The organism is Caballeronia grimmiae (assembly GCF_022879615.1).
Lineage (GTDB): Bacteria > Pseudomonadota > Gammaproteobacteria > Burkholderiales > Burkholderiaceae > Caballeronia > Caballeronia grimmiae.
The window spans coordinates 2,120,756-2,146,757 of the sequence record NZ_CP084271.1 but is presented as its reverse complement, the minus strand read 5'-3'; the positions used below and the strand labels follow the sequence as shown (position 1 = coordinate 2,146,757).

Genomic DNA, 26,002 nt, shown 5'->3' with positions numbered 1-26,002 from the left:
GAACCCCGCAAGTCGATAAGACTTGCGGGGTTTTTCATTTCCGGCGCTGATTCAGAGAACTCGCGGACCGTATGGCCCGCGCCCCGGCAAGCAGACTCAGACCACGCAACGCGCCACATCGAAGCGCATCTGCGGCTCCGGCACGCCGCCATCATCGCTCGCCGACTGCTGCACCTTCACGATCGATCCGTACCCCGAAGGGGTCAGCGTCACGAGCCACGCATTCGATCCGACGATAAGCTCCGTCGAACCCTGATCGCGGATCACTTGCGTCGACGGCAGCCTCCGCTGCAGGCAGTCCGATATGTCCGACGCCGCGCGCGCCGACGAGACATAGATCATGGGTTTCGCTGCCCGCAGTTCCGGGCCACTGGTCGAGCCGCACGCGGCAAGCGCCCCGGCAGCCGAAGCAAAAGCGGTAACGAGAATTAGGCGATGCAAGGTCATAACGCTCCGTGAGAAAACGCGAGTCGGCGCACGGACGCGACGCACGCCGGAAACAGCGCAAAAGGCCGTGGTCCAGAGCGGCCGCCGCCCGTTGCCGAAACCGGCAATGCTATCATCGGGCCCATTGTCCTCGTGCGGGGCGCACCTCCGGCAGTCGCCAGAGGCGGTTCCGGGCCCGCATGCAGGCGGCACGAAACCATCCGCATTGCTCAATGGCCATCACCCTCAAGACTCCCGCCGACATCGAGAAGCTGCGCATCTCAGGCCGCCTGGCCGCCGAAGTTCTCGCGATGATCGCCGAACACGTGCGCCCCGGCGTCACCACCGACGAACTCGACTCCATCTGCAATCGCTTCATCGTCGACGAGTTGAAGGCGGTGCCGGCGAACGTCGGCTACATGGGCTTTCCGAAGACGGTTTGCACGTCGGTCAATCACGTGGTGTGTCACGGCATTCCGGGGCCGAAGGAATTGAAGGACGGCGACATCATCAACATCGATGTCGCGATCATCAAGGACGGCTACTTCGGCGACACCAGCCGCATGTACTACGCCGGCACGCCTGCGAAGGAAGCGCGGCGTCTGACCGAAACCACCTACGAAGCGATGGTCGCCGGCATCCGCGCGGTGCGTCCCGGCGCGACGCTCGGCGATATCGGCTTCGCAATTCAGTCGGTCGCGCATCGCGAAGGCTTCTCGGTGGTGCGCGAGTATTGCGGCCACGGCATCGGCCGGGTGTATCACGAAGACCCGCAAGTGCTGCATTACGGCCAGCGCGGCGCGGGGCTGCGTCTGAAGCCCGGCCTCGTCTTCACCATCGAGCCGATGATCAACGCGGGCCGCGCGGCCACGCAGCAATCACGCGATGGCTGGACCGTCACCACCAAGGATCGCTCGCTGTCGGCGCAATGGGAACACATGGTCGCCGTCACCGAGGAAGGCTTCGAGCTGCTTACGCCCTGGCCGGATGGCACGGGCGCTTACGCGCAACCGTGAGCGGACAGCGCCAGCAAAGCCTCGAAAGCGTGCGCTGTTAAGCACTTTCCAGGATTTAGGAATTGACGGGTACGCCCGTTCGGATGAAGCTACGCGAATGGGCCTGCGCCCGAGCCGCCGCAAGGCGCCCGGGCAAAGCCAGAAAGCCAGAGAGATAATCGCCCGCATGAGTCCCTCACTGACCGTCAGCCGCATCGGCGCGCAACAAGGTTCGGTTTTGCGCGAGCTTCGCACGGCATCGCTGCGCGAAGCGCCGTACGCGTTCGGCGAAACACTCGAAGAAGCACTGCTCGTCGATCCCGCTTCATTCGACGATACCGCCACGCTGCACGCCAGCTCGCCCCGGCTCGCCACCTTTCTGCTGTACACCGAAGGGCATCCGGCCGGGCTCGTGCATGCGTATGTCGAAGAGGCCGATGACAAGCGGGCATTCGTGAGCGCACTGTGGGTCGCGCCGGCGGTTCGTCATCTGCGGGGCGGGGAACTGCTCGTCAACTTCGCATCGCAGTGGCTTGCGGAGCAGGGCGCGTCGGAAGTGCATGCATGGATCGCCGATGAAAACCGCAACGCGATGCGCTTCTACGAACGCCTCGGCTTCGGCCCCACCGGCGATCGACGCGCGATGCCGATGCACGAGCAGGAAGCGGAATCGCTCTACGTGCGTCACATGAAGTCCGGATACGACGCTTAAGCCCTCCACGTCCAGCCTTTGCATGGCGTGCGCGCAGCACGCACTCATCTGTTCGATGCCAGAAAATCGGCCTGAAAAACTATGGCCGCAAGCGTGTACGCCTGTAAAATACGCAAAATTTTTGGCCGTTCCTATGTCGCTCAACAAAACGCCCTTCTTCGAACTGCGCAGCGGCTCCGTCGACACGCTTCTCTTCGTCGTCAAGACTCCCGACCTCGACGTCCTTCGCACCGAACTCACGCGGCGCTTCGAAGCGACTCCCGAATTCTTCGCGAACGATGTCGTCGCCATCGACGTGCGGCGCCTTGCCTCGGCTGACGGCGGCGAAGGCGAGCGTGTATCGCTTGCGGAGCTTGAGACGCTTTTGAAAAGCGTACGCATGCGTCCCGTTGGCATCGTCGCGTTGCCGTCGCAGGCCTGGGCGATTCAATGGGCCAACGCGGGCGGCCTGCCCATTCTGGAAGCACGCGACCGCCGGGGCGCGCCGAAGCCCTCCGTCGATGAAGCGAAGCCCAACACCGAAGCCGCCGCTGTCATCGAAGCAGCCGTCGCGAAGGAGCCGCCGCCCGCGCTGCCGCAGCCGGCGACCATCATCGACAGGCCGCTTCGCTCCGGCCAGCAGGTGTACGCGAAGGGCGATCTCATCGTGCTCGGGCTCGTGTCGTATGGAGCCGAGGTCATCGCGGAAGGGAACATCCATATCTATGCGCCGTTGCGTGGCCGCGCGCTCGCAGGCGTGCACGGCAATCTCGAAGCGCGCATCTTCTGCACGTGTCTCGAGCCGGAACTGATTTCCATCGCCGGGATCTACCGGACGACCGAGAACCCGCTCGCAGCCGATGTGCAGAGCAAGCCCGTGCAGATCTGGCTCAACGAAGAAAAGCTCATGATCGAACCGCTGCGGCTGACCTGAAGCCGCGCGCCCGTTGCGTATGGCGCGCGCTCATGCATGAGGCGCAAGCGGACCTATTGACGAACACAAGGTACTTGTATGGCAAAAATCATTGTGGTGACTTCGGGGAAGGGCGGCGTCGGCAAGACGACCACCAGCGCGAGCTTTGCATCGGCGCTTGCCATACGCGGCCACAAGACGGCCGTGATCGACTTCGACGTCGGTCTGCGCAACCTCGACCTCATCATGGGCTGCGAACGCCGCGTCGTGTACGACCTGATCAACGTCATTCAGGGCGAAGCGAACCTGCATCAGGCGCTCATCAAGGACAAGAAATGCGAGAACCTTTACATCCTTCCGGCGTCTCAGACGCGTGACAAGGACGCATTGACGCTCGAAGGCGTCGAGAAGGTCATCGACGAACTCATCAAGATGGACTTCGAGTACATCGTCTGCGATTCGCCCGCGGGCATCGAGTCGGGCGCGCTGATGGCCATGCACTTCGCCGACGAAGCGCTCATCGTGACGAATCCGGAAGTGTCGTCGGTGCGGGATTCGGACCGCATTCTCGGCATCCTCGCATCGAAGACGAAGCGCGCGATGGAAGGCAAGGAGCCGGTCAAGGAACACTTGCTGATCACGCGCTACAACCCGAAGCGCGTCTCCGAGGGCGAGATGCTGTCGCTCAGCGATATCCAGGAAATCCTGCGCATCGACCTAATCGGCGTGATCCCGGAATCCGAAGCGGTGCTGCATGCATCGAATCAGGGTTTGCCGGCCGTGCATCTCGACGGCACCGATGTCGCGGAATCCTACAAGGACGTGGTGTCGCGTTTCCTCGGCGAGGAAAAGGCGCTGCGTTTCACTGACTACCAGAAGCCTGGCCTGCTGCAACGCATCTTCGGCACCAAGTAAGGGGACGCAATGTCGATTCTTTCGTTTTTGCTGGGCGAGAAAAAGAAGTCCGCTACGGTCGCGAAGGAACGCTTGCAGTTGATCATTGCGCACGAGCGCGCGGGTGGCAAAGCCGCCGCCGATTATCTGCCGGCGTTGCAACGAGAACTGGTTGCCGTGATTTCGAAGTACGTGAAGATTTCCGATGACGATATTCGAGTGAGCCTCGAACGTCAGGACGATCTCGAAGTGCTGGAAGTGAAGATCGAAATTCCGCAGGCGTAACGCGCCATCGCGCACCGCGCGGCGTCGTACGTCCGCGCGGTGAGTTGTGATATGAAAAAGCCAGGATCCGGCGATCCTGGCTTTTTGCTTATGCGCGCTATCGTTTGCGCGCCGCGGTTCACGCCTGTTTTTCGACGCGCGCCGCTTCGGTTGCCGGCACTTCCGGCGACGGCGTGTGCGGGGCGACGGGCGTCGCATAGCGCTCGGACAGCGCCTCGTAGAGCGGGGGCGCGAACGCACGCGACACCCGGCTCGAGATGAGCGCGGTCGCCATCAGCGAGATGACGAGCGCGTGGCCGTTGATCATCTCCATCACGATGACGAACGCGGTGATCGGCGACTGGGTGACGGCGGCGAGATAGCCGACCATCGCGAGCGCGATGAGCATCGGCAGCGGCATGTCGGTGAAAAATATGTGGAGCACATTGCCGAAGCCCGCGCCGATCGACAGCGACGGCGCGAAGATGCCGCCGGGGATGCCGGGCAGATACGAGCCGATCATCGACACCATCTTGAGCAGCGGATAAAACACCGACAGATGCTCGCGCCCTTCGAGCAGGCCGCGCGCTTCGGCGTATCCGCTGCCGAACGTCGTGCCGCCGGATACGATGCCCGCCACCGCGATGACGAGTCCGCACAGCGCCGCGAACGCCACCGGGCGCGATGCGTGCAGCGTGCGCAGCGGCGCGGGAATCCACTTCGCCGTGTTGAGCAGCAGCCAGCAGAACACGCCGCCCGCGATACCGGTGATGACCGCCGTCACGACGACCGCGACTGCAAGCAGACTGGGGAAATGCGCGCCGACATCGATGGTGCCGAAGTACGTGTAGTTGCCGTTCAGCCCCAGCGCCACGATGCCGGCGATGATGATGCCGGTGATCAGCACGCCGCTCGCGCGCGTCGAGAAGCTGCGCGTCAGTTCTTCGATCGCGAACACGATACCGGCAAGCGGCGTGTTGAACGCCGCCGACAGACCCGCCGCCGCGCCTGCGAGCACGAGTTGCCGCTCGATCAGCAGATTCGAGCGCGGATAGAACCGCCGCATGTTGAACATCAGCGCCGCGCCGACCTGCACGGTCGGCCCTTCGCGTCCGATCGTGAAGCCGCCGAGAATCGCGATGAAGGAAACGGCGATCTTGCTCGCGAGGATTTTGAGCGTCAGGAGCCGCTTGCCTGCCGCCGCCGTCGGGCTGTGCAGCACGGCGATGACTTGCGGAATACCGCTGCCTTCGGAGCCGCGAAAGAAGCTGCGCGTAAGAAAGACGCACAGCGCCGCGACCGCCGGCGTCACGATGAGCGGCAGCCACGGATGCTCGGCGCGATAGTGCATGAAGAGGCCGTAGCCCCAGTCGATGAGTCGTGCGTAATACACCGCGACGAGACCGACGAGAATCGCGCCCAGCCAGAAGATGCCGTAGCGCCGCCACAGACTGCGCGTGCGGCGCGTGGTCAGGGTCGAGAGAGAGCGGAGCGCTCGGAGCATGCGGTAGCCGTCGCTTTCTGAAGAGCGCCGATTATATCGACCATCTCATAAACGGGCGCGCTGGCTGTAAAGGCAGAACGGCCGCCAGAAAAAAGAACAGGCGCGAGGCTTGCGCCGGGCGCCCAGGAAACGCTCCCACAAAGCAGGAGCGGAGAGGAGAAGTGCGCCGCACGCGCCGGAATATGAGCGAGCACGCGCGGCATTAATCGTTCCGACTGGGTCACGCGATGGAAGTTCAACGGAGTTTCGAACTTCGTCGCCTGGACGTTCAAGCCGTAAGGACTTCGAAAGCAATCACGGCGGCGATCGCGCCGAGATTGGCGACGACCGCCTCCCATAGGACTCCGCGCCATGTCGCGGGCCGGAAGCGGATCGCAAGCAGCAGGGCGACGGACAGCGCGATGGCGATCATCGCGACGAGGTGCGAGCTTTGCAGATAGAGGCGCATGGTGGTCTCCGCTGAAGTGCCTTGCTGCAGTCGAGTATAGGCACGCCGCGCCGCGCGTGAAACCGGCAGAAACGCCATTTTCCCGCCAGCTTGCGGACGGCGTTCGAGTGTTAGCTTTGATGCACGCATTTCAGGGAATCTTCTTGCAGCGCCGCTTACCAACCCGAATACGCGCAATCGTCCCTGAGAGGCGCGCCCGACAGCAGTTCGTGGAGCAATTGATCGATGACTTCCCCGACGACACGTTCACTAGAAGTCGATTTCTTCCGGGGAATCGTGCTGCTGGTCATCGCGGTCGACCATATATCGGGAAGCGTGCTGTCGCATTTCACGTTGCATCGATACGCGTTCTGCGATTCAGCTGAAGTCTTCGTGTTTCTTGGCGGTTACGCGTCGGCGGCGGCTTACACGGCGCTCGCGACTCGCCGTGGCCATCCGGCCGCTCGCCGACGCTTTTTCAAGCGAAGCTGGGAAATCTACCGCGCGTACCTGCTGACGGCGGTGCTGATGCTGCTGGGCGGCGCGCTGCTGATGCTCCTCCAGATCGATTCGCCGATGCTGCAATACACCGAATGGCCCGCGCTGCTCGGGCGTCCGTTCGGTCTGATGCTCGATGTCGCGACGTTGCGCCAGCAGCCGTATCTGTCGTCGGTATTGCCGATGTACGCGCTCTTCGCGCTCGCCATGCCGGTCGTGGCGCCGCTTGCGCAGCGCAAACCCGTCGTCGTGATGTTCGGCAGCCTGCTGCTGTGGCTCGCCGCCGCGCCGCTCGGGCACGCGTTGCCGGCATCGTATGTGCAAGCGTGGTCCTTCAATCCGTTCGCCTGGCAACTGATGTTCGCGGCGGGCGTGCTGGCGCGCGTGCAGCCGATCAGCGACACGTTCCACGCAAGCCGGACCGCGCGCTGGCTCACGTGCTTCGCGGTCGCGTTCGCGCTGACGTTCGCGTTTGCAAAGCTGTTCCTCGAGACGCAAGCCCCGCCGGGATACATGAAGCAGAATCTCGCGACGCTGCGCATCGTGAGCTTCGCGGTGGTGGCGTGGATCGTCGCGCGGGCGGTGTATCGAGGATGGATCGGCGATCTGGCGCGCAGGCTGCCGGGCGTCGTGACGGTGGGGCAGCAGGGGCTCGTGTGTTTCATCGCGGGCGCGTGCGTGTCGCTGGTGCTGGATTCGGCGCTGCGCGTGATGGGCGTCGATCAACTGGGACGGACGCCGTCGCACTGGCTCGCGGGACTTGCCGCCGATGCGCTCGCCATCGGCGCGCTGCTCTGGCTCGCGCGCTTCTGGGCGGATCGCAAGGCGGCGAAGGCGACCCGCGCGAAAGAGGCGGCGCGCGCCGGGGCGAAGCCTTCACCGCGTCTGTCCGTCATCGAGCGGCGGCCGGCGCCCGCGCACGCCGTCGATCGGCGGCGCGAGCGTTGAACGTGTCGCCGCGCCGCGCCTTGGTCACTCCAGCGTGATATCGCGTGTCTCGCGCATCGCGAGCACGGCGAGGAGGCTCACCGCCGCCGCGACCGACACGTAGCCGCCGACCCACGCGAGTCCGCCGCGATTCGCGAGCAGTTGCGCGATATACGGCGCCACCGACGCTCCCAGAATCCCGCCCAGGTTGTACGCGACGCCCGCGCCGGTATAGCGCACGTTGGTCGGAAACAGTTCGGGCAGAAGCGCGCCCATCGGTGCGAACGTCACGCCCATGAGGAACAGTTCGATTACGAGGAAGAGCGCGACGTACGCCGTGTTGCCGCTGCCGAGCAACGGCGCCATCGCGAAGCCGGAGAGGATCGCCGCGATGCAGCCGACGGCCAGCACCGGCTTGCGGCCGAAGCGGTCGCTGGCGATGGCGGAGATCGGCGTGGCGATCGCCATGAACAGCACGGCGAAGCACAACAGGCCGAGGAACTTCTCGCGCGAGAAGTGCAGCGTGGCGACGCCGTACGACAGCGAAAAGACCGTCGAGATGTAGAAGAGCGTATAGCAGACGACCATCGCGAGTGCGCCGAGCAGCGTCGGCCCGAGATAGCGGCCAAGCAGCGTCGCGATGGGCACGCGCACGCGCTCCTGGCGTTCCAGTGCGGCGCGGAACGCCGGCGTTTCCGCGATCTTCAGGCGCACATAGAGGCCGAGCGCCACCAGCACCGCGCTGACGATGAACGGCACGCGCCAGCCCCAGCTGCGGAACTGTTCATCGGAAAGCGAGAGCGCGAGGCCGAAGAACAGTCCGTTCGATGCCAGAAAGCCGACCGACGGCCCGAGTTGCGGAAACATCCCGAAGAGACCGCGCTTGCCTTTGGGCGCGTATTCGGTCGCGAGCAGCGCCGCGCCGCCCCATTCGCCGCCGAGCCCGATGCCCTGGCCGAAGCGCAGGATGCACAGCAGCACGGGCGCGAGGCTGCCGATGGAATCGTAGCCGGGCACGAAGCCGATGAGCGTCGTGGAGACGCCCATCACGAGCAGCGAGGCGACGAGCGTCGATTTCCGGCCGACGCGATCGCCGAAATGCCCGAACAGGAACGAGCCGATGGGGCGAGCCAGAAACGCGATGCCGAAGGTGACGAACGCCGAGAGCGCCTGCGCCGCCGGCGATCCGTGCGGAAAGAACACCGGCCCGATGACGAGCGCGGCGGCGGTGGCGTACACGTAGAAGTCGTAGAACTCGATCGCGGTGCCGATGAAGCTCGCGAAGATCACGCGCGAGGTGCTTTGGGCTTTATCGCCGGGGTTAGCGGCGGAAAGCGGGGTTGAGGACATGGTGTCTCCGTATCATGAAGCGCTGTTGGGCGCATCGGCCGCAAATGGACGATGGCGCTCGGTCAAGCTTTTATAGGGATGAAAAACGATGCCTCGGGCTGCGCGAGAGTGTGCGCAAGGCGGGTGCGGCGTGGCCGCATGAGCGCTTCGCGCGGCGCGCGGGGTCGGCGCGCGGCGAAGGCGGCGCCGGTCGGAGCCGGCAGGGGTGCCAAAAGTATATCGACCGGGCGCAGAGAGCGCCAACTCGTTCGCCGGCGGGCGCTAGTCGATGGTCGTCGCCTGCGGCGAGTGCGATGTCTGCAACTGGAACTGGCCGTTGTCGTTGAACATCCATCCTTCGAAGAGTTCGATCTGGCCGCTGCCGTTCAGGAGCCGCGCGGGCGGCGCGGGCAAGGGCGCCGAGCGTCGCAACGACGCGAGCGCGGTGGCTTCGGCTTCATCGTCCCCGTTCGTGCGATACACCGACGAATGCAGGACTCGCCCGCTGCGATCGACGGTGAACGAGACGAGGACGAACGAGCGCAGCATCGCTTGCGGAGTGCCTCGCAGCACGAGCGACGGATTGCGCTCGAAGATGCGCTCCGCGATGCGCGCTTTGTAGTCATTGAGCGTGGGACTGGGCGCGGGCGTCGCGGGCGCGGCGGCCCGCGCCTGCACGACGCTCGGCGGCGGCGTGAAGGTGCAGGCGGTGGTGGCGAGAAGGAGTATCGACGCGACGCAGATGCCCGACCGTCGTATGAATGAGGCGCACATGGAACGAAAGCACGAGTGACTCGATGTTTAAATAGTAGTCGGTGATTGCGTAGACGGGTGCATAACTTGCTAACGATGGTTGTATATCGAACGGAGAACGGAGGAAGTCATGAGCAGCGAACCGAATCGCCCTGAAGATGCACAGCCGGCCGAGCATAGCGACAACGAGAAGAGCAAGTTGCCGGAACGTAACGACGAAGGCCGCAAGCAGGCGCCGAATGACCAGCCGGGCAAAGAGCCGGGCGCGGGCGAGCCGCCGGTGGGTTGAGCGCACCAGGGATGCGGTGCTAAGGTAGGAGAGAGGCGTCCCGCGCCTCTTGGGAGAAAGCTATGTCACCCGCAAACGATCCCCCTTCCAACGGCGCGCCTGAACAACCGCCGTCGTCACCGAACGAGAACGGCTCGGTTCCCGATGCCGATAAGGCCGAGCCCGCGCCGCACGAGCGTCCGGTCAGAACGGACGATAACTGACGCGGGCGTTTGCGTCAGTCGCGGTAGGGTTGGACCAGTTCGGCGCAACGCAGCGGCGTGATTGAACGCGTCGCGGCTGAGTCTGTCGCGCGCGTTTCGACGCAGCGGTAGACGCTGTTTGTCTTCTGCAGGATGTAGGTGTCCTCGGGCAGGCCGGCGCTGCGCGCGGCGACGCTCGTCGTGCCGGTTATTGCGTATCCGTTCTGGATTAGGTCGAACAAGGTGATGTCGGATGCGCGCCATTGGGTGTTCGGCAGGACTTCGGCATGCGCGGACGGTGTGAGATCGCTGAGAGCGAGGGCTAACAGGAGCGCCGTTATGCCGCCTGGGATTTTCATGCGCGGTTCTCCGTGGGCTTAAGGCGGGTTAGAGGGCGTGCGGTCGGAGGGGTTCATTGGTTGACGGTGGGCGCGTGGTATTGCGTGGGTGGTAAGGCTGTTCGGGGCTTGGCTAGACTGGAAGTTTGTCGCGATTCTTCGTAGGAGCGAGAAACAGCCCCGTTACTTTGCCGTCGAAGACCGGCTTGTCGTCCGGTCGCAGTGCTCTTGCTTGTTTATCTGTCAGCAGCAGAGAAATAACACGCAACAGCCCTGTTTCTGTTGTCGATCACATCTTGCCGAAGCAGACGGACAAGAAAGAGCATCAGCCTGCGAATCCGTGGCGCGACGTGTCCGCGTTCGTGAAAAAGCATGTCGCAGAATTCAAGCAAGGCGAAGCCACGCGCGCCGCCCTGCTGTTTCTGATTCTGACGGCGGCGCGCAGCGACGAAGTGCGTGGGGCAACGTGGGGCGAGTACGATCTTGACGCGCGTATCTGGACCGTTCCCGCCGAGCGGATGAAAGCGAAAGAAGCGCATCGGGTCGCGCTATCCGCGCCCGCGCTGGCGCTTGTCAAACGGCTGAAGGACCAGCAGCTACATGAAACGCTGGTGTTCCCTTCGCCGCGCGGGAAGGTTCTCAGCGATATGGTTCTCACGTCCTTCCTGCGCCGGGTCAAAGCGAAGAGCGACACGCCCGGACGCGTCGCCACGGCGCATGGATTCCGCAGCAGCTTCCGTGATTGGGCCAGCGAGAACGGTCACGCCCGCGAGCTTGCAGAACGCGCGCTTGCGCACACCGTGGCGAATAAGGTTGAGGCGGCGTATCACCGCACGGATTTACTTGAGCAGCGCCGCCCGTTGATGGAAGCGCGGGCGAAGCACGTTCCTGGCAAGTGATCACGCCGCCCTTTGCATTATTGAGATGCGGCTCGAAACCCACATCATCACTCGGTTACGATTTTGCACTCCTGCTAGAGATGGAGGTGACATGTCGTTTCCAGAATGGGGGCGTTCGTACAACGCGCTGTGGGTGCCGCTAACGAGCGACTGGCAATGTTCGCTCGTACCTGCCCGCGATATGCAGGACGTCGATCGCGGTTGGAAGCTCTCTTACGAAGAGCGTCAGAAAGCACGCAAAGAGCGCGAAGAACAGATCGAGCAAGATCAGCGAGACTTCGACCGGTTGTTCCGAGTTTCCATCAACCGCCGCGCTGCGCACGCCTGTAGCGATTTCGGTGAGTATGCTGCTTTTATCCGCGAACACTTAAGCATCTCGGCATTTTCCGCGCCGGTCGATGGGGACGATATCACGCGTATCCTTCACGATGCGGTACGCGATGGTCAGATCGTTCCTGCCATTAGCCGCGCTTGGTGGGGTAGTCGGCGGGTCGCCCGACAATACGCACCGCAAAGCTGGCCGAAGCCGGCACCAGATCTGAAACCTACCATCTACTCCTTTCGTGGCGGCCAACTCGTACCGCTCGACGCGAATGGGCGCTTTATCGATGACTCGCCGTATGTGCCTACGAGGATTGCGGCCAAAGTCGCCGCCACGGCGGGCGCTCGTTCCGGCGGCGGTGATGGCGCAAGCGGTTTCGACTGGCTCGGCGCGGCTGAAACGGTCGCCGGGGCGGTGCTTGGCGGTGCGGGTTCAAGCGACGGCGAATCGATGCTGAAGAGCTTCGGAGATACTGACGATAGCGAAGGCGGTTCGTTGCTCAGTGACACGCTGCCGTTCGAGTACCAGCCGGATGCTTTGAGCGATGATGTAACGGAACTGGCGGCGCGGGGCGTCAATGAAGCGCAAGAGGCTGAATGCTTCGCTGAGTATGATATCGATATGGAAATGTGCTCGGCGGGCGGCGCGATGTACAACAGTCCGGCGTATTACCTTGAATGTAAGGCGCGCGCCTTTCAGAAATACCAGCAATGCAGAGGATATTGAGATGACCAAACCAGCGCGAGCGGCGATTGTATTCTACGACGAAGAAACTCAGGAATTTAAAGTCTGTAACGTACAGCGATCAAAGGTGCAGCCTTTAATCGAACGAGCTACGGTTATGCCTGTCCCGATTGATGAACATGATGCCACTATCACTGATGAGGACGCACGCAGGCTGGGAGGCATGGTCATGCTAATGCAGGGACACACGAATCCAGAATTGCGTGACCGTTTCAGGATCACAACGGAACGACCAATGAATTGGGAGTCGCCACAGCGACCCGAATAGAGACAGTAAAGACAAAACGGACCGAACGTGGTCACGTAAGAAGCAAAAAGGCCGCCCGTGTACGGGGCGGCCAAGTTGTACGAACGCGCGATATTCAGGCCCTTGGCTGCGGTTGAACCACTATCGGTCCGTCAACACCAGCGACGCTAGTTGTTCGCCGGTCATCTTCAGGACTTCCAAAACAGCGCGCCTTTCGCGCGCTCTTGGACAAGCAGCGCCCATCGGGTTTGGTCTAACCGGCCGCGGATAGTTTCAATGAGGAAACGGTACAGTCTGCGATACTCTTTCGAGCCGCGCGTCTGGTCTCGAACCCACTTAAGTTCGCCATTCAGGGCCGTGAGGCGCGCCTTTGCCGCGACGTGCTCAGGCGAATCCTGCGCGCTCGTTTTGCGTATTCGTTCCGCGTCTGCACGCGCGCGCAGCAGATTTGCACGTTGCAGTTCAAGAGAGCGAAACATATTTGGAGTCTGCTTCGCAAAAAGGGAAAAGGCGGACTCGATTGAGTCAGGAACGGCGGGAATGTGTTGCAAAGGTGCGGCTTCCTGTATCGAGTTAATAACCCGACGCCCCGAAGCCCATCGGGTGGCCGGGCACAAGGCAAGGTTGGCGTACCGGCGATACAGGCAACCGGCGAGCGCAAGCGCTCCCCCACCAAGGCCTGATTATGCAATCAGAATGGGCTCTTTCTTATACGTGCCGGTAACAATCAAGCAGCTTTTGGAACCTCTAGAATTGTCCAGAGCGCGCCGCCGTAGTATTTCACCAACACATGACGCACAGTGCCAAGGGAAGCACAACCATATTGGGTAGTGCTCGTTGATGGGCTAAATGATGGGTCGAAAAAACAAAAACCCCGTAAGTCATCAGACTTACAGGGTTCGATTAATGCATTGGCGGAGGCGGTGAGATTCGAACTCACGGAAGGATCGCTCCTTCGCCGGTTTTCAAGACCGGTGCCTTAAACCGCTCGGCCACACCTCCAGCAAGGCGCGTATTGTAGCGCAACTCGCAGGCCGCAAGAAACGGTTAGCCTTCGAGCGTGCGCGTCGCCTTTAGCGCGGGAAACAGCCGCATCCACAGCAACGCGACCGCAATCGTGCCGATGCCGCCGATCAGCACCGCCGGCACCGCGCCGAACAGCCCCGCCGTCATCCCCGATTCGAATTCGCCAAGCTGGTTCGACGTGCCGATAAACAGCGAATTGATCGCGCCGACGCGTCCGCGCATCTCGTCGGGCGTCTGCAATTGCACGAGCGACATCCGCACGACGACGCTGATTACATCCGACGCGCCCAGTGCCGCCAGCGCGATCAGCGAAACATACAGATTGCTCGACAGCCCGAACACGATCGTCGCGATGCCGAACGCGATCACGCCGCCGAACAGCGCCGTGCCCGCGCGCTGTCGCAACGGAAAATGCGCGAGCCAGATCGATCCGGCCAGCGCGCCCGCCGCCGGGGCCGCTCGCAGCACGCCCAATCCCCATGGACCGGTATGCAGAATGTCACGCGCGAACACGGGCAGCAGCGCGGTCGCGCCGCCAAGCAGCACCGCGAACAGATCGAGCGACAACGCGCCGAGAATCACCGGCTTGCTTCGAATAAAGCCGATCCCGCTGAACAACGCCGCAAACGACAAGGGCGCACGCATGCGCACGGCGTCATCGATGCGAATCGCCGAGACCGCGCACGCCGCGACCACGAAAGCGGCCGTCACCGCGCCATACACGGTCGATGCGCCCAGGCCGTACAGCAGGCCGCCCATCGCGGGGCCGAGAATCTGCGCGGTCTGATTCGCCGATGTCGACCACGCGCTCGCGTGCTGCAACTGATTGCGCGCGACGAGGTTCGGCAGCAGCGCCGCCATCGATGGCGATTCGAACGCGCGCGCAGCGCCCGTGATCATCGCGATCGCGTAGATGGGGCCGACGTGATCCCAGCCGCGCCACGCGCCGAAGCACAGCACGAGCGCCGCGATGCCCTCGATCGTCTGACAGACATAGGCAATCGTGCGCCGGTCGTAGCGATCCGCGGCATGACCGACGACGAGCGTGAGCACGAACATCGGCAGAAACTGCGCGAGTCCGACGAGGCCGAGCGCAAAGGCGCTGTGCGTGATCGAATAGACCTGCCATCCGATCGCGACCGACATCATCTGAAACGCCACCGACGACATCACCCGCGCGCTCCAGAACAGCGCGAAAGGACGGTGCCGCATCACCGAGCCTGGCGCCATCGCGGGCGCGCTCAACTGTGCGGGTCCTTCAAGAACAACTCCTGGAGATCGTTCAGAAAGCGCTGGCCGAGTTCGGTCGGGGCGATGCGCTCGAAATCGCGCGTGATGAGCCCGCGCTTCTCCGCTTCGACGAGCGCAGGCTCGATCGCCGACATCGCGAGACCGGTGCGCTCCACGAACGCGTGGACCGGGAAGCCCTCGACGAGCCGCAGCGTATTCAGCATGAATTCGAACGGCAAATCGCGCGGACCGACCTGGCGCTCTTCCTGAATCGCGCTTTCGCCGGGCGACAGCGCCTGATCCATATACGTCGACGGATGCTTGAAGCGCGCCTGCCGCACGATCTTCTGCGGAAACGACAGCTTCGTATGCGCGCCCGCGCCGATGCCGAGATAGTCGCCGAAGCGCCAGTAATTCAGGTTGTGCCGGCTCTGGCGGTGCGGCTTCGCATACGCCGACACTTCGTAACGCTCATAGCCCGCATCGCGCGTGCGCTCTTGAATCCAGTCCTGCATGTCGGCGGCGGCGTCGTCGTCGGGCAACGCGGGCGGATACTTCGCGAAGAGCGTATTCGGCTCCATCGTCAGGTGATACAGCGACAGATGCGGCGGCGCGAACGCGATCGCCGTCTCGATGTCCTGCCGGCATTCATCCAGCGTCTGCTGCGGCAACGCGAACATCAGATCGAGATTGAAGTTGTCGAAGTGCTTCGCGGCGATCTCGACTGCGCGCCGCGCCTGGCTCGCATCGTGGATGCGGCCGAGCGCCTTCAGATGCGCCTCGTTGAAACTCTGAATGCCGATCGACAGGCGATTCACCCCGCTCGCGCGATACTCCGCGAACTTCTCGACTTCGAACGTGCCGGGATTGGCTTCGAGCGTGATCTCGGCGTCGGCGTCGATGGGAAGCAGGGCGCGCGCATCGGAGAGCATGCGGTCGAGTCCCTTCGCCGACAGCAACGATGGCGTGCCGCCGCCGATGAAAATCGTGTGGACCTGACGCCCCCATACCAGCGGCAAGGCGCTTTCGAGATCGGCGCGCAACGCGTCGAGATAGCGGTCTTCAGGGAACGTGTCGTCCTTCGATTCGTGCGAGTTGAAATCGCAGTACGGGCATTTGCGCACGCACCACGGAAAATGCACGTAGAGCGAGAGCGGCGGCAGCGAGGTCAGCCGGATACTTCCCGGCGACGTGAACGCCTGGACGACGTTGATCGTGCGTTTGGTGCTGTCGGGTCCGGTGCTCACGCAAGTTCCTTCAGCCGTTGCAGCAGGTCACGCAGCGCGAGCGCGCGATGGCTCAGCGCGTTCTTCCGTGCGGGATCGAGTTCGGCGGCGGTCGCGTTCAGCGTCGGCAGAAAGAAGTACGGATCGTAGCCGAAGCCATTCGCGCCGCGCGGGGCATCGATTACTTCGCCGTGCCAACGGCCTTCCGCGATGAGCGGTTCGGGATCGTTCGCATGCCGCACCAGCACGAGCACGCAGAAATAGTACGCGCGGCGGTCCGCCTTGTTCGCGAGGTCCGCGACGAGCCGCGCATTGTTGGCGGCATCGCTTTTGTCGCCGCCGTTCATCATCGCGTAGCGCGCCGAATAAACGCCGGGCGCGCCGTTCAGCGCGCGCACGCACAGACCGGAGTCGTCGGCGAGCGCGGGCAGGTTCGTCAACGCCGATGCATGACGCGCCTTCGCCAGCGCGTTCTCGACGAACGTCGCGTGCGGCTCTTCCGCTTCCGGCACGCCGAGCTCGCCCTGCGCGATCAGTTCGATGCCCGCCGCATCCAGCAGCGATGCAAACTCGCGCAGCTTGCCCGCGTTGTTCGACGCGAGCACCACGCGCTTCATGCCATGCGTATCAGACACCTTCGATCTCCAGCGCCGCCTTCTGCTTCGCGATCAGCGCCTTGATGCCGCTGTCCGCGAGATCGAGTAGCGCGTTCATTTCGTCGCGCGAGAACGGCGCGCCTTCCGCCGTGCCCTGAACTTCGACGAAACCGCCTGCGCCCGTCATCACGACGTTCATGTCGGTATCGCACTGCGAGTCTTCTTCGTAATCCAGATCGAGCACCGGCGATCCATCGAAGATCCCGACCGAAATCGCCGCGACGAAATCCTTCACCGGCGATTGCGCGATGCGCCCGCTCGCGAGCAGCTTCGTTGCCGCGTCGTGCGCGGCGACGAACGCGCCGGTAATGCTAGCCGTGCGCGTGCCGCCATCGGCCTGGATCACGTCGCAGTCGATATGCAGCGTGCGCGGGCCGAGCGCGTTCAGATCGAACACCGAGCGCAGCGCGCGACCGATCAGGCGCTGAATCTCCTGCGTGCGGCCGGTCTGCTTGCCGCGTGCGGCTTCGCGGTCGCTGCGCGTGTGCGTCGCGCGCGGCAGCATGCCGTATTCCGCGGTCAGCCAGCCTTGCTCGCGTCCGCTCAGAAACGCCGGCACGCGCTCGGCGATGCTCGCCGTGCAGATCACCTTGGTATCGCCGAACTCGACGAGCACCGAACCTTCCGCGTGCTTCGTGTAATGCCGCGTGATGCGGACATCGCGCAACTGGCTGTCGCGGCGGCCGCTCGGACGTGGAATGGAAGGCTTGAGCAGGGGAGAGTCGGTCATGGTGATCCGGAGTAGGAGAGGTCAGGCGCGGGTTCTAAGCCGATCGCGCCGGGTGCAGCGATTTTATCGTCATTCAACGGGTGACGTTGCCGGGCGCGACGGGTGCCGGGAGCGCCTGTCCGGGCGGCCCGCGCGGCAAAAATGGGATAATGCCGATTCATCGCCCGGCGGCACACGCGTGCTCATCCCAAAGCACCTTCAGACGCGCCGGGCGTTTCGTTGAACCGGCCTTCGCAAGGAAGGCTCACATCGCGAGACGGACCATGATCTACAGCATGACAGGCTATGCCAGCGCGACGCGCGAAGTCGTCGCGGATGGCGCCGGACCCAATGGCGCCGGCGGTTCCGGCGTCGGTGTTTCGGTGGAGTTGCGCACGGTGAATTCGCGCTTTCTCGACCTGAATTTCCGGATGCCCGAAGACGTGCGCGCGACCGAACCGCAATTGCGCGAAATGCTGATGACAAAGCTCTCGCGCGGCAAGGTCGATATTCGCATCAACCTGAATCGCGTCGAGCAGACGGCCAATGCGGGCGCGCTCAATCGCGACGCGCTCACGCAACTCGCGACGCTCGAACGCGCGGTGCTCGACGTCTTCCCGGATGCCGAACGCATGCGCACCGGCGAGATTCTTCGCTGGCCGGGCGTGCTGGCGGAAAGCTCGGTGTCGCCCGAAACGCTGCGTGAAGCGGTGCTTGCGTGCGGCAAGCAGGCGATCGCCGATCTCATCGATGTGCGCGCGCGTGAAGGCGAGGCGCTCGGCAACGTGCTCATCAACAACGTGACGGAGATGGAAACCATCGTCGCGCGCATCACGCCGCTGGTGCCGGAACTGATCGCCAAGCATCAGCAGAAGATCGTCGAGCGATTGCAGGACGCGCTCGGCGTCGCGACCGCCGAAAACACGGCCACGACGAGCGTGCCGCGCGAAGAGATCGCGGAGCGCATCCGCCAGGAAGTGACGATGTACGGCATTCGCATCGATATCGCCGAAGAATTGCAGCGCCTGACCGCGCATCTCGCTGAAACGCGCCACGTCCTGCAGAAGGGCGGCAAGGTCGGCAAGCGGCTCGACTTCATGATGCAGGAGCTGAATCGCGAAGCGAACACGCTCGGCTCGAAGGCGGCGGCGAAGGAACTCGCGGATGCATCGATGACGCTCAAGCTGCTCATCGAACAGATGCGCGAACAAGTACAGAATCTGGAGTAATGCAACATCATGCCGAACACCGCACACCGCTCGCATAGCAACTACACGGGCGTCTATCCCGGCAACCTGTTCATGGTGGTCGCGCCTTCGGGCGCGGGCAAGTCCACGCTCGTCAACGCGCTGCTCGCTCAGGACCCGGCCATTCGCCTGTCCGTGTCGTACACGACGCGCGATCCGCGTCCGACGGAAACCAACGGCGTGCAGTATCACTTCGTGTCGGTCGAAGACTTCATGGAACGGCACGGCAAGGGCGAGTTCCTGGAGAGCGCCGAAGTCCACGGCAACTACTATGCGACCTCGCGCCTGTGGATCGAAGACCAGATGAAGATGGGCCACGACGTGCTGCTCGAAATCGACTGGCAGGGCGCGCAGCAGGTGAAGAAGCAGTTCCGCAACGCGGTCGAAATTTTCATCTTGCCGCCGTCGCTGGATGCGCTCGAGGACCGGCTCAAGAAGCGCGGCCAGGACTCGGAGAAAGTCATCGTGCGCCGTCTGCTCGCGGCGGGCAGCGAGATGGCGCATGCATCGGAAGCGGAGTACGTGGTCATCAACGAAAACTTCGATCGCGCGCTCACCGAATTGCAATGCCTCGTCACCGCGACGCGGCTGCGCTTCACGTCGCAATACGCGCGTCATACACAGCTTTTCGTCGACCTCGGCATTCATCCCTCGCACGCGTCCTGACGCGAGCCGTGGCCAAGCCGTACCGGTCACATAAGGTAGAATAAAACTCATATTGAGAAGGAAACAAACATGGCCCGCATTACCGTCGAAGACTGCCTGAAACAAATTCCGAATCGCTTCGAGCTCGCGCTCGCGGCAACGTATCGCGCGCGCCAACTGGCGCAAGGCCACACCCCGAAAATCGAAAGCCGCGACAAGCCGACCGTCGTCGCGCTGCGCGAGATCGCAGCCGGACAGGTGGGCGTCGAAATGCTGAAGAAGGTGCCCGTTTAAGGGCTGCCGGATTCAAAGTCTTATCGCTTCATAGGCGTTTCACTTCTTGCAACCGGCGCGACAGATCGTCAAGCGGCGCGTCACACGAACACGGAGGCGAACTTGAGTCAGACACCGTTGCCCGTCTCCGCGTCCGTGGACCCCGAGACCGATTCCGACATCGACCAGGACGCGCTTCTCGACGCCGACAAGCCGCACGCCGCGCGCAAGTACATCGACGCAGTCCTCGAACAGTCTTTCCGCCATCTGTTCGGCCCGACCGCGACTCCGGAGCAGCCGCGCAAGCACGACGTCGTTTCCATCGCGAACCTGACGAACGCGCTCGCGAGCTACCTCTCGGCCGACGAGATCAAGGAAGTCAAGGCGGCGTTCCACTTCAGCGACGAAGCGCATCTCGGGCAGTATCGCCAGAGCGGCGAGCCGTACATCACGCATCCGGTTGCGGTCGCGGAAATCTGCGCGAGCTGGAAGCTGGACGCGCAATCGATCATGGCGGCGCTCCTGCACGACGTGATCGAAGATCAGGGCGTGACCAAGACGGAGATCGCGGAGCGCTTCGGCGCGAAAGTCGCGGAACTGGTCGATGGCTTGTCGAAGCTCGACAAGATGGAGTTTCGCAATCGCGAGGAAGCGCAGGCGGAGAACTTCCGCAAGATGCTGCTCGCGATGGCGCGCGACGTCCGCGTGATTCTCGTCAAGCTCGCGGACCGGCTGCACAACATGCGCACGCTCGGCGCGGTGCCGCCGGAAAAGCGCCGCCGCGTGGCGCGCGAGACGCTGGATATCTACGCGCCGATTGCGCATCGGCTAGGCTTGAACAACACGTATCGCGAGCTGCAGGACCTGAGCTTCGCGAACTTCAACCCGAATCGCTACGCCACGCTTGAAAAAGCGGTGAAGTCGGCGCGCGGTAACCGGCGCGAAGTGGTCGGCAAGATTCTCGAAGCGGTGCAGCGCACTATCGCGGATGCGAAGATTTGCGCCGAAGTCACCGGCCGCGAGAAAACCATCTTCAGCATCTACAAGAAGATGCGCGACAAGCAGTTGTCGTTCTCGCAGGTGCTCGATGTGTACGGCTTTCGCGTCGTCGTCGAGAGCGCGCTGGAATGCTATACGTGCATCGGCGCGCTGCATGCGCTCTACAAGCCCGTGCCGGGCAAGTTCAAGGATTACATCGCGATTCCGAAGGTCAACGGCTATCAGTCGTTGCACACGACGCTCGTCGGGCCGTTCGGCGCGCCCATCGAGTTTCAGATTCGGACGCGCAAGATGCATGAGATCGCCGAAGCGGGCGTCGCGGCGCACTGGCTCTACAAGAACGGCGGCGCGGACCTCAACGATGTGCAGAAGCGCGCGCATCAGTGGTTGAAATCCCTGCTCGACATTCAAAGCGAAGCCGGCGATTCGAGCGAATTCCTCGAGCACGTCAAGATCGACCTGTTCCCGGACGCGGTCTATGTCTTCACGCCGAAGTCGAAGATCATGCCGCTGCCGCGCGGCGCGACCGCGCTCGACTTCGCGTATTCGATCCACAGCGACCTCGGCAATCAATGCGTCGCGGTGAAGATCAACAACGAGTTGCTGCCGCTGCGCACGGAGCTGAAGAGCGGTGACATCGTCGAAGTGATCACCGCGCCGTATTCGAAGCCGAACCCCGCGTGGCTCGGCTTCGTGCGCACCGGCAAGGCGCGCTCGGCCATTCGTCACTATCTCAAGACGATGCGTCTGAACGAGTCGGTGCAACTGGGCGAGCGGCTCGTCGACCAGAGTCTCAAGGGCTACGGCCTCGCATTGTCCGAAGTCACGCCGGAAGTGTGGGAAAAGCTCGTGCAGTGGACGGGCAACAAGACGCGCCAGGAAATTTTCGCGGACATCGGCCTTGGGCGTCGCGTCGCGGCGGTGATGGCGAAGCGCATCGAAGTCTTGATGAACGGCATCGCCGATGACGACGAGCATCCGCATCGCGAGCATCACAACACGAATACCGCGCCGCCGGTGGTGATCACGGGCACCGAGGGCATGTCGGTGCAGCTGTCGCCGTGTTGCCGCCCGATTCCCGGCGACAACATCATGGGCTATATCGGCATCGGGCTCGGCATGGCGATTCACACGACCGAGTGCCGCGTCGCGCAACGCATTCATCGGCGCGATCCGGGCCGCTGGATCGACGTCGCCTGGGCGCCGCAGCCTGGCCGTCTTTTCGATGTCGCCGTGAAGGTGCTCGTGCGGAACACCAAGGGCGTGTTCGCGCGGGTCGCGGCGGACATCACGTCGGCGGATGCGAACATCGTGCATATCGCGATGGACGAAGATGTCTCGCAGGAAGCCAAGCTATTGCGTTTCGTGATTCAGGTCAGCGACCGCGTGCATCTCGCCAACGTGATGCGCCGCGTGCGCACGAACCTGGACGTGATGCGCATTGCGCGGGAGCGTCCGAGCGACGAGCCGCATCATCGCAATCAGGACGGCGGCATGCGTGTCGACCGGGAACGCGCCGACTACTGAGCGGCGCGGGAACGCGGCGTGCATGCCTTTCGTCATTCGACCGAAAGCATGGGAGACGCCGCAATGAAAACATCCGATCTCGAAGGCGCCACGCTCGACTACTGGGTCGCGCGCGGGCTGCACGACTTCATCCGCGAAATCTACTTCACCGACAGCGGAGAGACGCTCTCTATTCGCGGCACTGACCGCGGCAAGGCATGGGACGGGCGATTCCTTCCATCGACGTCATGGGAGGCGGCTTCCGTCGTACTGGAGCGCGCCTGCCGGCTGGAGATGAGCGATCACGGGCGTGGCGAGGTGCAATGCACGGTGACGTTCGGCGCGCAGGGCCAGCCGGTGCAAGGACGCGGGCCGTCGCTGCGCGTCGCGCTGCTGCGCGCGTTCGTGCAGCATTCTTTCGGCGATGCCGTCGAGGATGTTTATCTGCGGCATCCGCAGACTTTGCTTGGTACGCGGGCTGAATCTATCTCGGAGCAGACTGCCGTTAGCACGGCAGGGGATGTTCCTGTTCCTGAAGGGCGGATCGGGGATGTGCGGTCGGCGCCGCGGCCTTGAGCTTTCTTGGTGTTCGGGTGCGGCGGGAAGAGTGTTTCGTGTCGGGCTATTGATGCGTCCGTCGCTGGCGAGGCACTTGATTGAGTTGGCGCTTTGGCGTCTCTGCCCGATCCCATGCAACGAAGCAGCATCTACACCGCCCATAGCATCCGTGGGCGGCGGACGCGTCGCCTCGTGGCGCAGCAGGGTTTAGTCGTTTGTTACAGTCTGACGGCGTAGTAAGCCCGGCATAGCGCGTCGCGCTGCCATCCGGCGCTAGGCTCGATCACACGCCAATATCTGCGCCCCAAAACAAAAAGGGCCTTCCATCTGGAAGGCCCTTCGAAAAATGGCGCGGCTGGCAGGATTCGAACCCACGACCCCTTGGTTCGTAGCCAAGTACTCTATCCAACTGAGCTACAGCCGCACGCAAAACGGTACTGCTATATTACTTCAATGCGCTTTTGGTTAAGCGCTCGATGCCTTCGCTCGAAACGAAAACACCGGAATGGGTGGCGCGGCTGGCAGGATTCGAACCCACGACCCCTTGGTTCGTAGCCAAGTACTCTATCCAACTGAGCTACAGCCGCACGCAGAAGCGGAATTATAGCGAAGCCGTTTTCAAAAAGGAAGCGTTTTCGACCGGAAAATCGCTGCTGCCTCTTCATTCAAACGCTGTACTTCAGCCTCCGGACGAGCGTCACCGCGCTCGCTTCTTGCGACGTGGTAAGTTGATGGTCTGAACCTAACTGCGGCACCCTGAAACCGGTTTGCACGATGAACAAGGCATTTGTCAAAGAATCCGACGAGAGCGACGACGACCTCGAACTCAACCAGCCCGATGTCCCGGCCGGCGCGAAGAACTACATGACGCCAGCAGGCCATGAGAGGCTGCGAAGCGAGTTGCTGCAACTTCTCGATAACGATCGTCCCGAAGTGGTCAAGCTCGTGTCCTGGGCGGCGTCCAACGGCGATCGGTCGGAGAACGGCGACTACATCTACGGCAAGCGGCGTCTGCGCGAAATCGACCGGCGTATCCGCTTCCTGACCAAGCGGCTCGATCTTGCCGAAGTCGTGGATGCGCGCAAGCAGGAGAACGTCGATCAGGTGTTTTTCGGCGCGACGGTCGATTACGCGGGTGACGACGGCATCGTGCAGACCGTGACGATCGTCGGTATCGACGAGGTCGATCTCGATCGCGGCCACGTCAGCTGGATCTCGCCGGTCGCGCGCGCGCTGCTGAAGGCGAAGATCGGCGATACGGTGCCGCTGCACACGCCGGCGGGCGTTCAGCAGATCGACATCCTCGACGTGCGTTACCCGCGCTGATCACCCGGAGAAGGGCGCAGGACGAAAAAAAGCCGCTCCGAAGAGCGGCTTTTTCACAACTGTGCTGCGGATACGGCTTAGAAGCGGTGACGAACGCCAACCGTTGCCGAAACCTGGTTCGACGACGACGACATACCGACGCCGTTGATCGTCGCGCCCAGATCCGAACCGTCGAGGCCGGTCACGTGCTGGTATTCGCCCTGCAGGTACACGTCGGTACGCTTCGACAGCGCGTATGCCGTTTGCAGGTCGACCTGATGCCACTTCGGTGCGATACCGTTGATGCGGCTGTTCGTGTACGTGTAGTTCGCAGCCAGCGACATAGCCGGCGTCAGGTTGTAACGGCCGTTGACTTCGTAGTTCGTGAAGCGAACGTGACCGTTCGTCAGCTGGAAGGCGCCTGCGCCTTGCGTGCCGCCGTTGGTGATGCTGGTTGCGTTGTCCAGCATCGTCTGCGTGAACACGAAGCCGACCGTTGCCGGGCCGAACGCGTAGTTGATGCCGCCGCCGAAGATGCGCTGACGGCCAGCCACGAACGGCGTGTTGTCGTTGGTGACTGCGCCAGCCGCGTTCGCCGAGCCGACGTTGTTCAGTTGCATGTACGCGCCAGCGATGTTCAACGGACCGTAGTTGTACGACACGCCTGCGCTGTAAGCGCGGTTATCCGCGAAACCGCCTGCTTCGTTCGAGAAGCCGTACATCGCGCCGAACTTGAAGCCAGCGTAGTTCGCGCTCGTGTACTTGACCGAGTTGTTGACGCGGAACGTGTTGTCCAGGTTGTCGTTGTCGAACGGGTGGGCGAACTGCGTGCCGCCGTATTGCGTGCCCGTCAGAGCCAGAGGCCCGAGGAAGTCGACCACGGAGTCATACTGACGGCCGAGGGTCACGGCGCCGAACTGGTTGCTCGACAGACCGACGAATGCCTGACGGCCGAACTCACGACCACCTTGGCCGTTCGTGCCGTTCATGATGTTGAAGCCGTTTTCCAACGTGAAGATCGCCTTCAGGCCGCCACCGAGGTCTTCCGAACCACGCAGGCCCCAACGGCTGCCGTTGACCGAGCCGCTCGTCGCCTTCCAGTTGCTGTGGCCAGGGCCGCCGACCGTCGTCACCTGGTTGTTCGTGTAGGTGATGCCCGCATCGATCAGGCCGTACAGCGTGACGCTGCTTTGCGCATGGGCGGCGGTAGCGAAGACGCCCGACAGGGCAGCGACCATGAGAGTCTTTTTCATCTTTGTAACTCCGAGAGCAGATTGGGCCTAAGGGTCCCAGGCTTTGAGGAAACCTCCGTGCGACGCGCTGCGAGAGGCGCTGTCGGGGAGCAATGCGTCCGAAGGTGCGACACATTTGTTTCCGGACCAGACGAAGTGTAAAGACGGCGTTACAGATGGGGCGTTCCACTTTCCGCAATAAATCATTCTCCGATCAGCAATGATCAAATCGCGCCTGTTTTCCCTTTATTCACAATGAGTTATCGGCGAATAAAGTCGTAAAGACCAAGGTGTCAACAGAACGACGTTGCGGAAGTGCTACATGAAACTAAGGCGTCGGCAATGGGAAACTGCCGAAGTATTGATTGTTGAGCTTAAAGAAACAGACGTTTGTGCGTTCCGAACGTAATGCTCGATGGGGTTATCGCTATACTGCGGTTTCTGCTTTCCGAAGCAGACTTTTTCGTTGACGGAAAAGATCTCCAAACTTTGTCAGCGCGACTTCCCGGTCGCGCTTTTTTTTCGCCGGTGCGCTTGAGCGTCAAGCAGGGCGGGGCTTGGGCGGGCAGCGGCTTTTAGCGAACAGGCCGCGTAAGAGGTGGCTTGCCTTAAAGTCCACGCGAAATCGTTACCTATCTTTCGAGGCAAGCGGCAAGTTCTGCCAAAATGTTCCAAGACGCGGGGACTTATTTGCATGAAGAATTGGCTTCACTGGTGAGAATCGCAAGAGGCGGGAGAAATGGGTTAA

At 62.6% G+C, this 26,002-nt stretch carries 27 protein-coding genes and 3 tRNA genes; 15 read left to right on the top strand and 15 right to left on the bottom strand.

What is annotated here, in order from left to right; all coding sequences use genetic code 11:
• Positions 1-96 precede the first annotated feature (96 nt).
• On the bottom strand, positions 97-447 hold the full coding sequence (locus LDZ21_RS10340; protein ID WP_244793215.1) for a hypothetical protein: 351 nt from the start codon (positions 445-447) through the stop codon (positions 97-99).
• Between the two features lie 212 nt (positions 448-659).
• Here LDZ21_RS10340 and map point away from each other — a divergent pair, with 212 nt between their 5' ends.
• The 5 genes from map to minE all read left to right on the top strand — a co-directional run bounded on the left by map (position 660) and on the right by minE (position 4,204).
• Positions 660-1,442, top strand: a complete 783-nt coding sequence (gene map / locus LDZ21_RS10335; protein ID WP_035960586.1) for a type I methionyl aminopeptidase — start codon at positions 660-662, stop codon at positions 1,440-1,442.
• A gap of 166 nt (positions 1,443-1,608) precedes the next feature.
• Complete coding sequence (locus LDZ21_RS10330; protein ID WP_244793213.1) at positions 1,609-2,133, top strand: GNAT family N-acetyltransferase; 525 nt, start codon at positions 1,609-1,611, stop codon at positions 2,131-2,133.
• A gap of 133 nt (positions 2,134-2,266) precedes the next feature.
• Entirely contained in the window at positions 2,267-3,046 is a 780-nt protein-coding gene (minC, locus tag LDZ21_RS10325) for a septum site-determining protein MinC (RefSeq protein ID WP_244793211.1), read from the top strand.
• Positions 3,047-3,124: 78 nt separating this feature from the next.
• Positions 3,125-3,940, top strand: a complete 816-nt coding sequence (minD, locus tag LDZ21_RS10320) for a septum site-determining protein MinD (RefSeq protein ID WP_035960590.1) — start codon at positions 3,125-3,127, stop codon at positions 3,938-3,940.
• A 9-nt stretch (positions 3,941-3,949) separates the two neighbouring features.
• Entirely contained in the window at positions 3,950-4,204 is a 255-nt protein-coding gene (gene minE, locus LDZ21_RS10315) for a cell division topological specificity factor MinE (RefSeq protein ID WP_008350955.1), read from the top strand.
• Positions 4,205-4,322: 118 nt separating this feature from the next.
• Here the strand turns inward: minE and LDZ21_RS10310 are convergent, their stop codons facing one another.
• Positions 4,323-5,687, bottom strand: a complete 1,365-nt coding sequence (locus LDZ21_RS10310) for a chloride channel protein (protein WP_244793209.1) — start codon at positions 5,685-5,687, stop codon at positions 4,323-4,325.
• Positions 5,688-5,955: 268 nt separating this feature from the next.
• On the bottom strand, positions 5,956-6,135 hold the full coding sequence (locus LDZ21_RS10305; protein WP_244794815.1) for a hypothetical protein: 180 nt from the start codon (positions 6,133-6,135) through the stop codon (positions 5,956-5,958).
• Positions 6,136-6,360: 225 nt separating this feature from the next.
• Here LDZ21_RS10305 and LDZ21_RS10300 point away from each other — a divergent pair, with 225 nt between their 5' ends.
• Entirely contained in the window at positions 6,361-7,560 is a 1,200-nt protein-coding gene (locus tag LDZ21_RS10300; protein WP_244793207.1) for an OpgC domain-containing protein, read from the top strand.
• Positions 7,561-7,584: 24 nt separating this feature from the next.
• Here the strand turns inward: LDZ21_RS10300 and LDZ21_RS10295 are convergent, their stop codons facing one another.
• Together LDZ21_RS10295 and LDZ21_RS10290 are read right to left on the bottom strand one after the other, a co-directional pair.
• Positions 7,585-8,889, bottom strand: a complete 1,305-nt coding sequence (locus tag LDZ21_RS10295; protein WP_244793205.1) for an MFS transporter — start codon at positions 8,887-8,889, stop codon at positions 7,585-7,587.
• Positions 8,890-9,150: 261 nt separating this feature from the next.
• The gene (locus LDZ21_RS10290) at positions 9,151-9,642 is read right to left on the bottom strand and encodes an energy transducer TonB family protein (RefSeq protein ID WP_244793204.1); all 492 of its coding nucleotides are present in this window, start codon (positions 9,640-9,642) and stop codon (positions 9,151-9,153) included.
• A gap of 109 nt (positions 9,643-9,751) precedes the next feature.
• Between LDZ21_RS10290 and LDZ21_RS10285 the strand changes: the two genes are divergently transcribed.
• On the top strand, positions 9,752-9,910 hold the full coding sequence (locus LDZ21_RS10285) for a hypothetical protein (protein ID WP_167569245.1): 159 nt from the start codon (positions 9,752-9,754) through the stop codon (positions 9,908-9,910).
• Positions 9,911-10,127: 217 nt separating this feature from the next.
• On the opposite strand, the gene LDZ21_RS10280 is transcribed toward LDZ21_RS10285, so the two are convergent.
• Positions 10,128-10,451, bottom strand: a complete 324-nt coding sequence (locus LDZ21_RS10280; protein ID WP_244793202.1) for a hypothetical protein — start codon at positions 10,449-10,451, stop codon at positions 10,128-10,130.
• 275 nt (positions 10,452-10,726) lie between these two features.
• On the opposite strand from LDZ21_RS10280, the gene LDZ21_RS10275 reads away from it, so the two are divergent.
• Both LDZ21_RS10275 and LDZ21_RS10270 read left to right on the top strand, forming a co-directional pair.
• Positions 10,727-11,329, top strand: a complete 603-nt coding sequence (locus LDZ21_RS10275; protein ID WP_244793200.1) for a tyrosine-type recombinase/integrase — start codon at positions 10,727-10,729, stop codon at positions 11,327-11,329.
• A gap of 91 nt (positions 11,330-11,420) precedes the next feature.
• Positions 11,421-12,377 (top strand): hypothetical protein, encoded by a 957-nt coding sequence (locus LDZ21_RS10270; protein WP_244793198.1) that lies wholly within the window; start codon positions 11,421-11,423, stop codon positions 12,375-12,377.
• 453 nt (positions 12,378-12,830) lie between these two features.
• Here the strand turns inward: LDZ21_RS10270 and LDZ21_RS10265 are convergent, their stop codons facing one another.
• From LDZ21_RS10265 to rph, 6 genes are all read right to left on the bottom strand, one after another.
• Positions 12,831-13,193: a hypothetical protein gene (locus tag LDZ21_RS10265; protein WP_244793196.1), complete on the bottom strand. Its 363-nt coding sequence runs from the start codon at positions 13,191-13,193 to the stop codon at positions 12,831-12,833.
• 361 nt (positions 13,194-13,554) lie between these two features.
• Positions 13,555-13,644, bottom strand: a tRNA-Ser gene (locus LDZ21_RS10260).
• A gap of 45 nt (positions 13,645-13,689) precedes the next feature.
• Entirely contained in the window at positions 13,690-14,880 is a 1,191-nt protein-coding gene (locus LDZ21_RS10255; RefSeq protein WP_244793194.1) for an MFS transporter, read from the bottom strand.
• Positions 14,881-14,909: 29 nt separating this feature from the next.
• A complete protein-coding gene (gene hemW, locus LDZ21_RS10250; protein ID WP_244793192.1) occupies positions 14,910-16,145 on the bottom strand; it encodes a radical SAM family heme chaperone HemW in 1,236 nt (411 codons plus the stop codon).
• Entirely contained in the window at positions 16,142-16,741 is a 600-nt protein-coding gene (rdgB, locus tag LDZ21_RS10245; RefSeq protein ID WP_244794814.1) for an RdgB/HAM1 family non-canonical purine NTP pyrophosphatase, read from the bottom strand. The genes hemW and rdgB overlap by 4 nt, the downstream gene beginning before the upstream one ends.
• 10 nt (positions 16,742-16,751) lie before the next feature.
• Positions 16,752-17,510 (bottom strand): ribonuclease PH, encoded by a 759-nt coding sequence (rph, locus tag LDZ21_RS10240; RefSeq protein ID WP_244793190.1) that lies wholly within the window; start codon positions 17,508-17,510, stop codon positions 16,752-16,754.
• Positions 17,511-17,773: 263 nt separating this feature from the next.
• Here rph and LDZ21_RS10235 point away from each other — a divergent pair, with 263 nt between their 5' ends.
• From LDZ21_RS10235 to LDZ21_RS10215, 5 genes are all read left to right on the top strand, one after another.
• Complete coding sequence (locus tag LDZ21_RS10235; RefSeq protein WP_244793189.1) at positions 17,774-18,718, top strand: YicC/YloC family endoribonuclease; 945 nt, start codon at positions 17,774-17,776, stop codon at positions 18,716-18,718.
• A gap of 9 nt (positions 18,719-18,727) precedes the next feature.
• Positions 18,728-19,402, top strand: a complete 675-nt coding sequence (gmk, locus tag LDZ21_RS10230) for a guanylate kinase (protein WP_035960603.1) — start codon at positions 18,728-18,730, stop codon at positions 19,400-19,402.
• Positions 19,403-19,471: 69 nt separating this feature from the next.
• Positions 19,472-19,675 (top strand): DNA-directed RNA polymerase subunit omega, encoded by a 204-nt coding sequence (gene rpoZ / locus LDZ21_RS10225; RefSeq protein WP_006025620.1) that lies wholly within the window; start codon positions 19,472-19,474, stop codon positions 19,673-19,675.
• 135 nt (positions 19,676-19,810) lie between these two features.
• Positions 19,811-22,180 carry a RelA/SpoT family protein gene (locus LDZ21_RS10220; RefSeq protein ID WP_244794813.1) on the top strand — a complete coding sequence of 790 codons (2,370 nt, stop codon included), beginning with the start codon at positions 19,811-19,813 and terminating at the stop codon, positions 22,178-22,180.
• 63 nt (positions 22,181-22,243) lie between these two features.
• Positions 22,244-22,735, top strand: coding sequence for a phage protein NinX family protein (locus LDZ21_RS10215; protein WP_244793187.1), 492 nt, complete (start codon positions 22,244-22,246; stop codon positions 22,733-22,735).
• Between the two features lie 329 nt (positions 22,736-23,064).
• Here the strand turns inward: LDZ21_RS10215 and LDZ21_RS10210 are convergent.
• Both LDZ21_RS10210 and LDZ21_RS10205 read right to left on the bottom strand, forming a co-directional pair.
• A tRNA-Arg gene (locus LDZ21_RS10210) sits at positions 23,065-23,141 on the bottom strand.
• Between the two features lie 86 nt (positions 23,142-23,227).
• Positions 23,228-23,304 (bottom strand) — tRNA-Arg (locus tag LDZ21_RS10205).
• Positions 23,305-23,491: 187 nt separating this feature from the next.
• Between LDZ21_RS10205 and greB the strand changes: the two genes are divergently transcribed.
• Positions 23,492-24,043 carry a transcription elongation factor GreB gene (greB, locus tag LDZ21_RS10200; protein ID WP_244793185.1) on the top strand — a complete coding sequence of 184 codons (552 nt, stop codon included), beginning with the start codon at positions 23,492-23,494 and terminating at the stop codon, positions 24,041-24,043.
• Positions 24,044-24,120: 77 nt separating this feature from the next.
• On the opposite strand, the gene LDZ21_RS10195 is transcribed toward greB, so the two are convergent.
• A complete protein-coding gene (locus LDZ21_RS10195) occupies positions 24,121-25,275 on the bottom strand; it encodes a porin (protein ID WP_244793183.1) in 1,155 nt (384 codons plus the stop codon).
• Positions 25,276-26,002 lie beyond the last annotated feature (727 nt).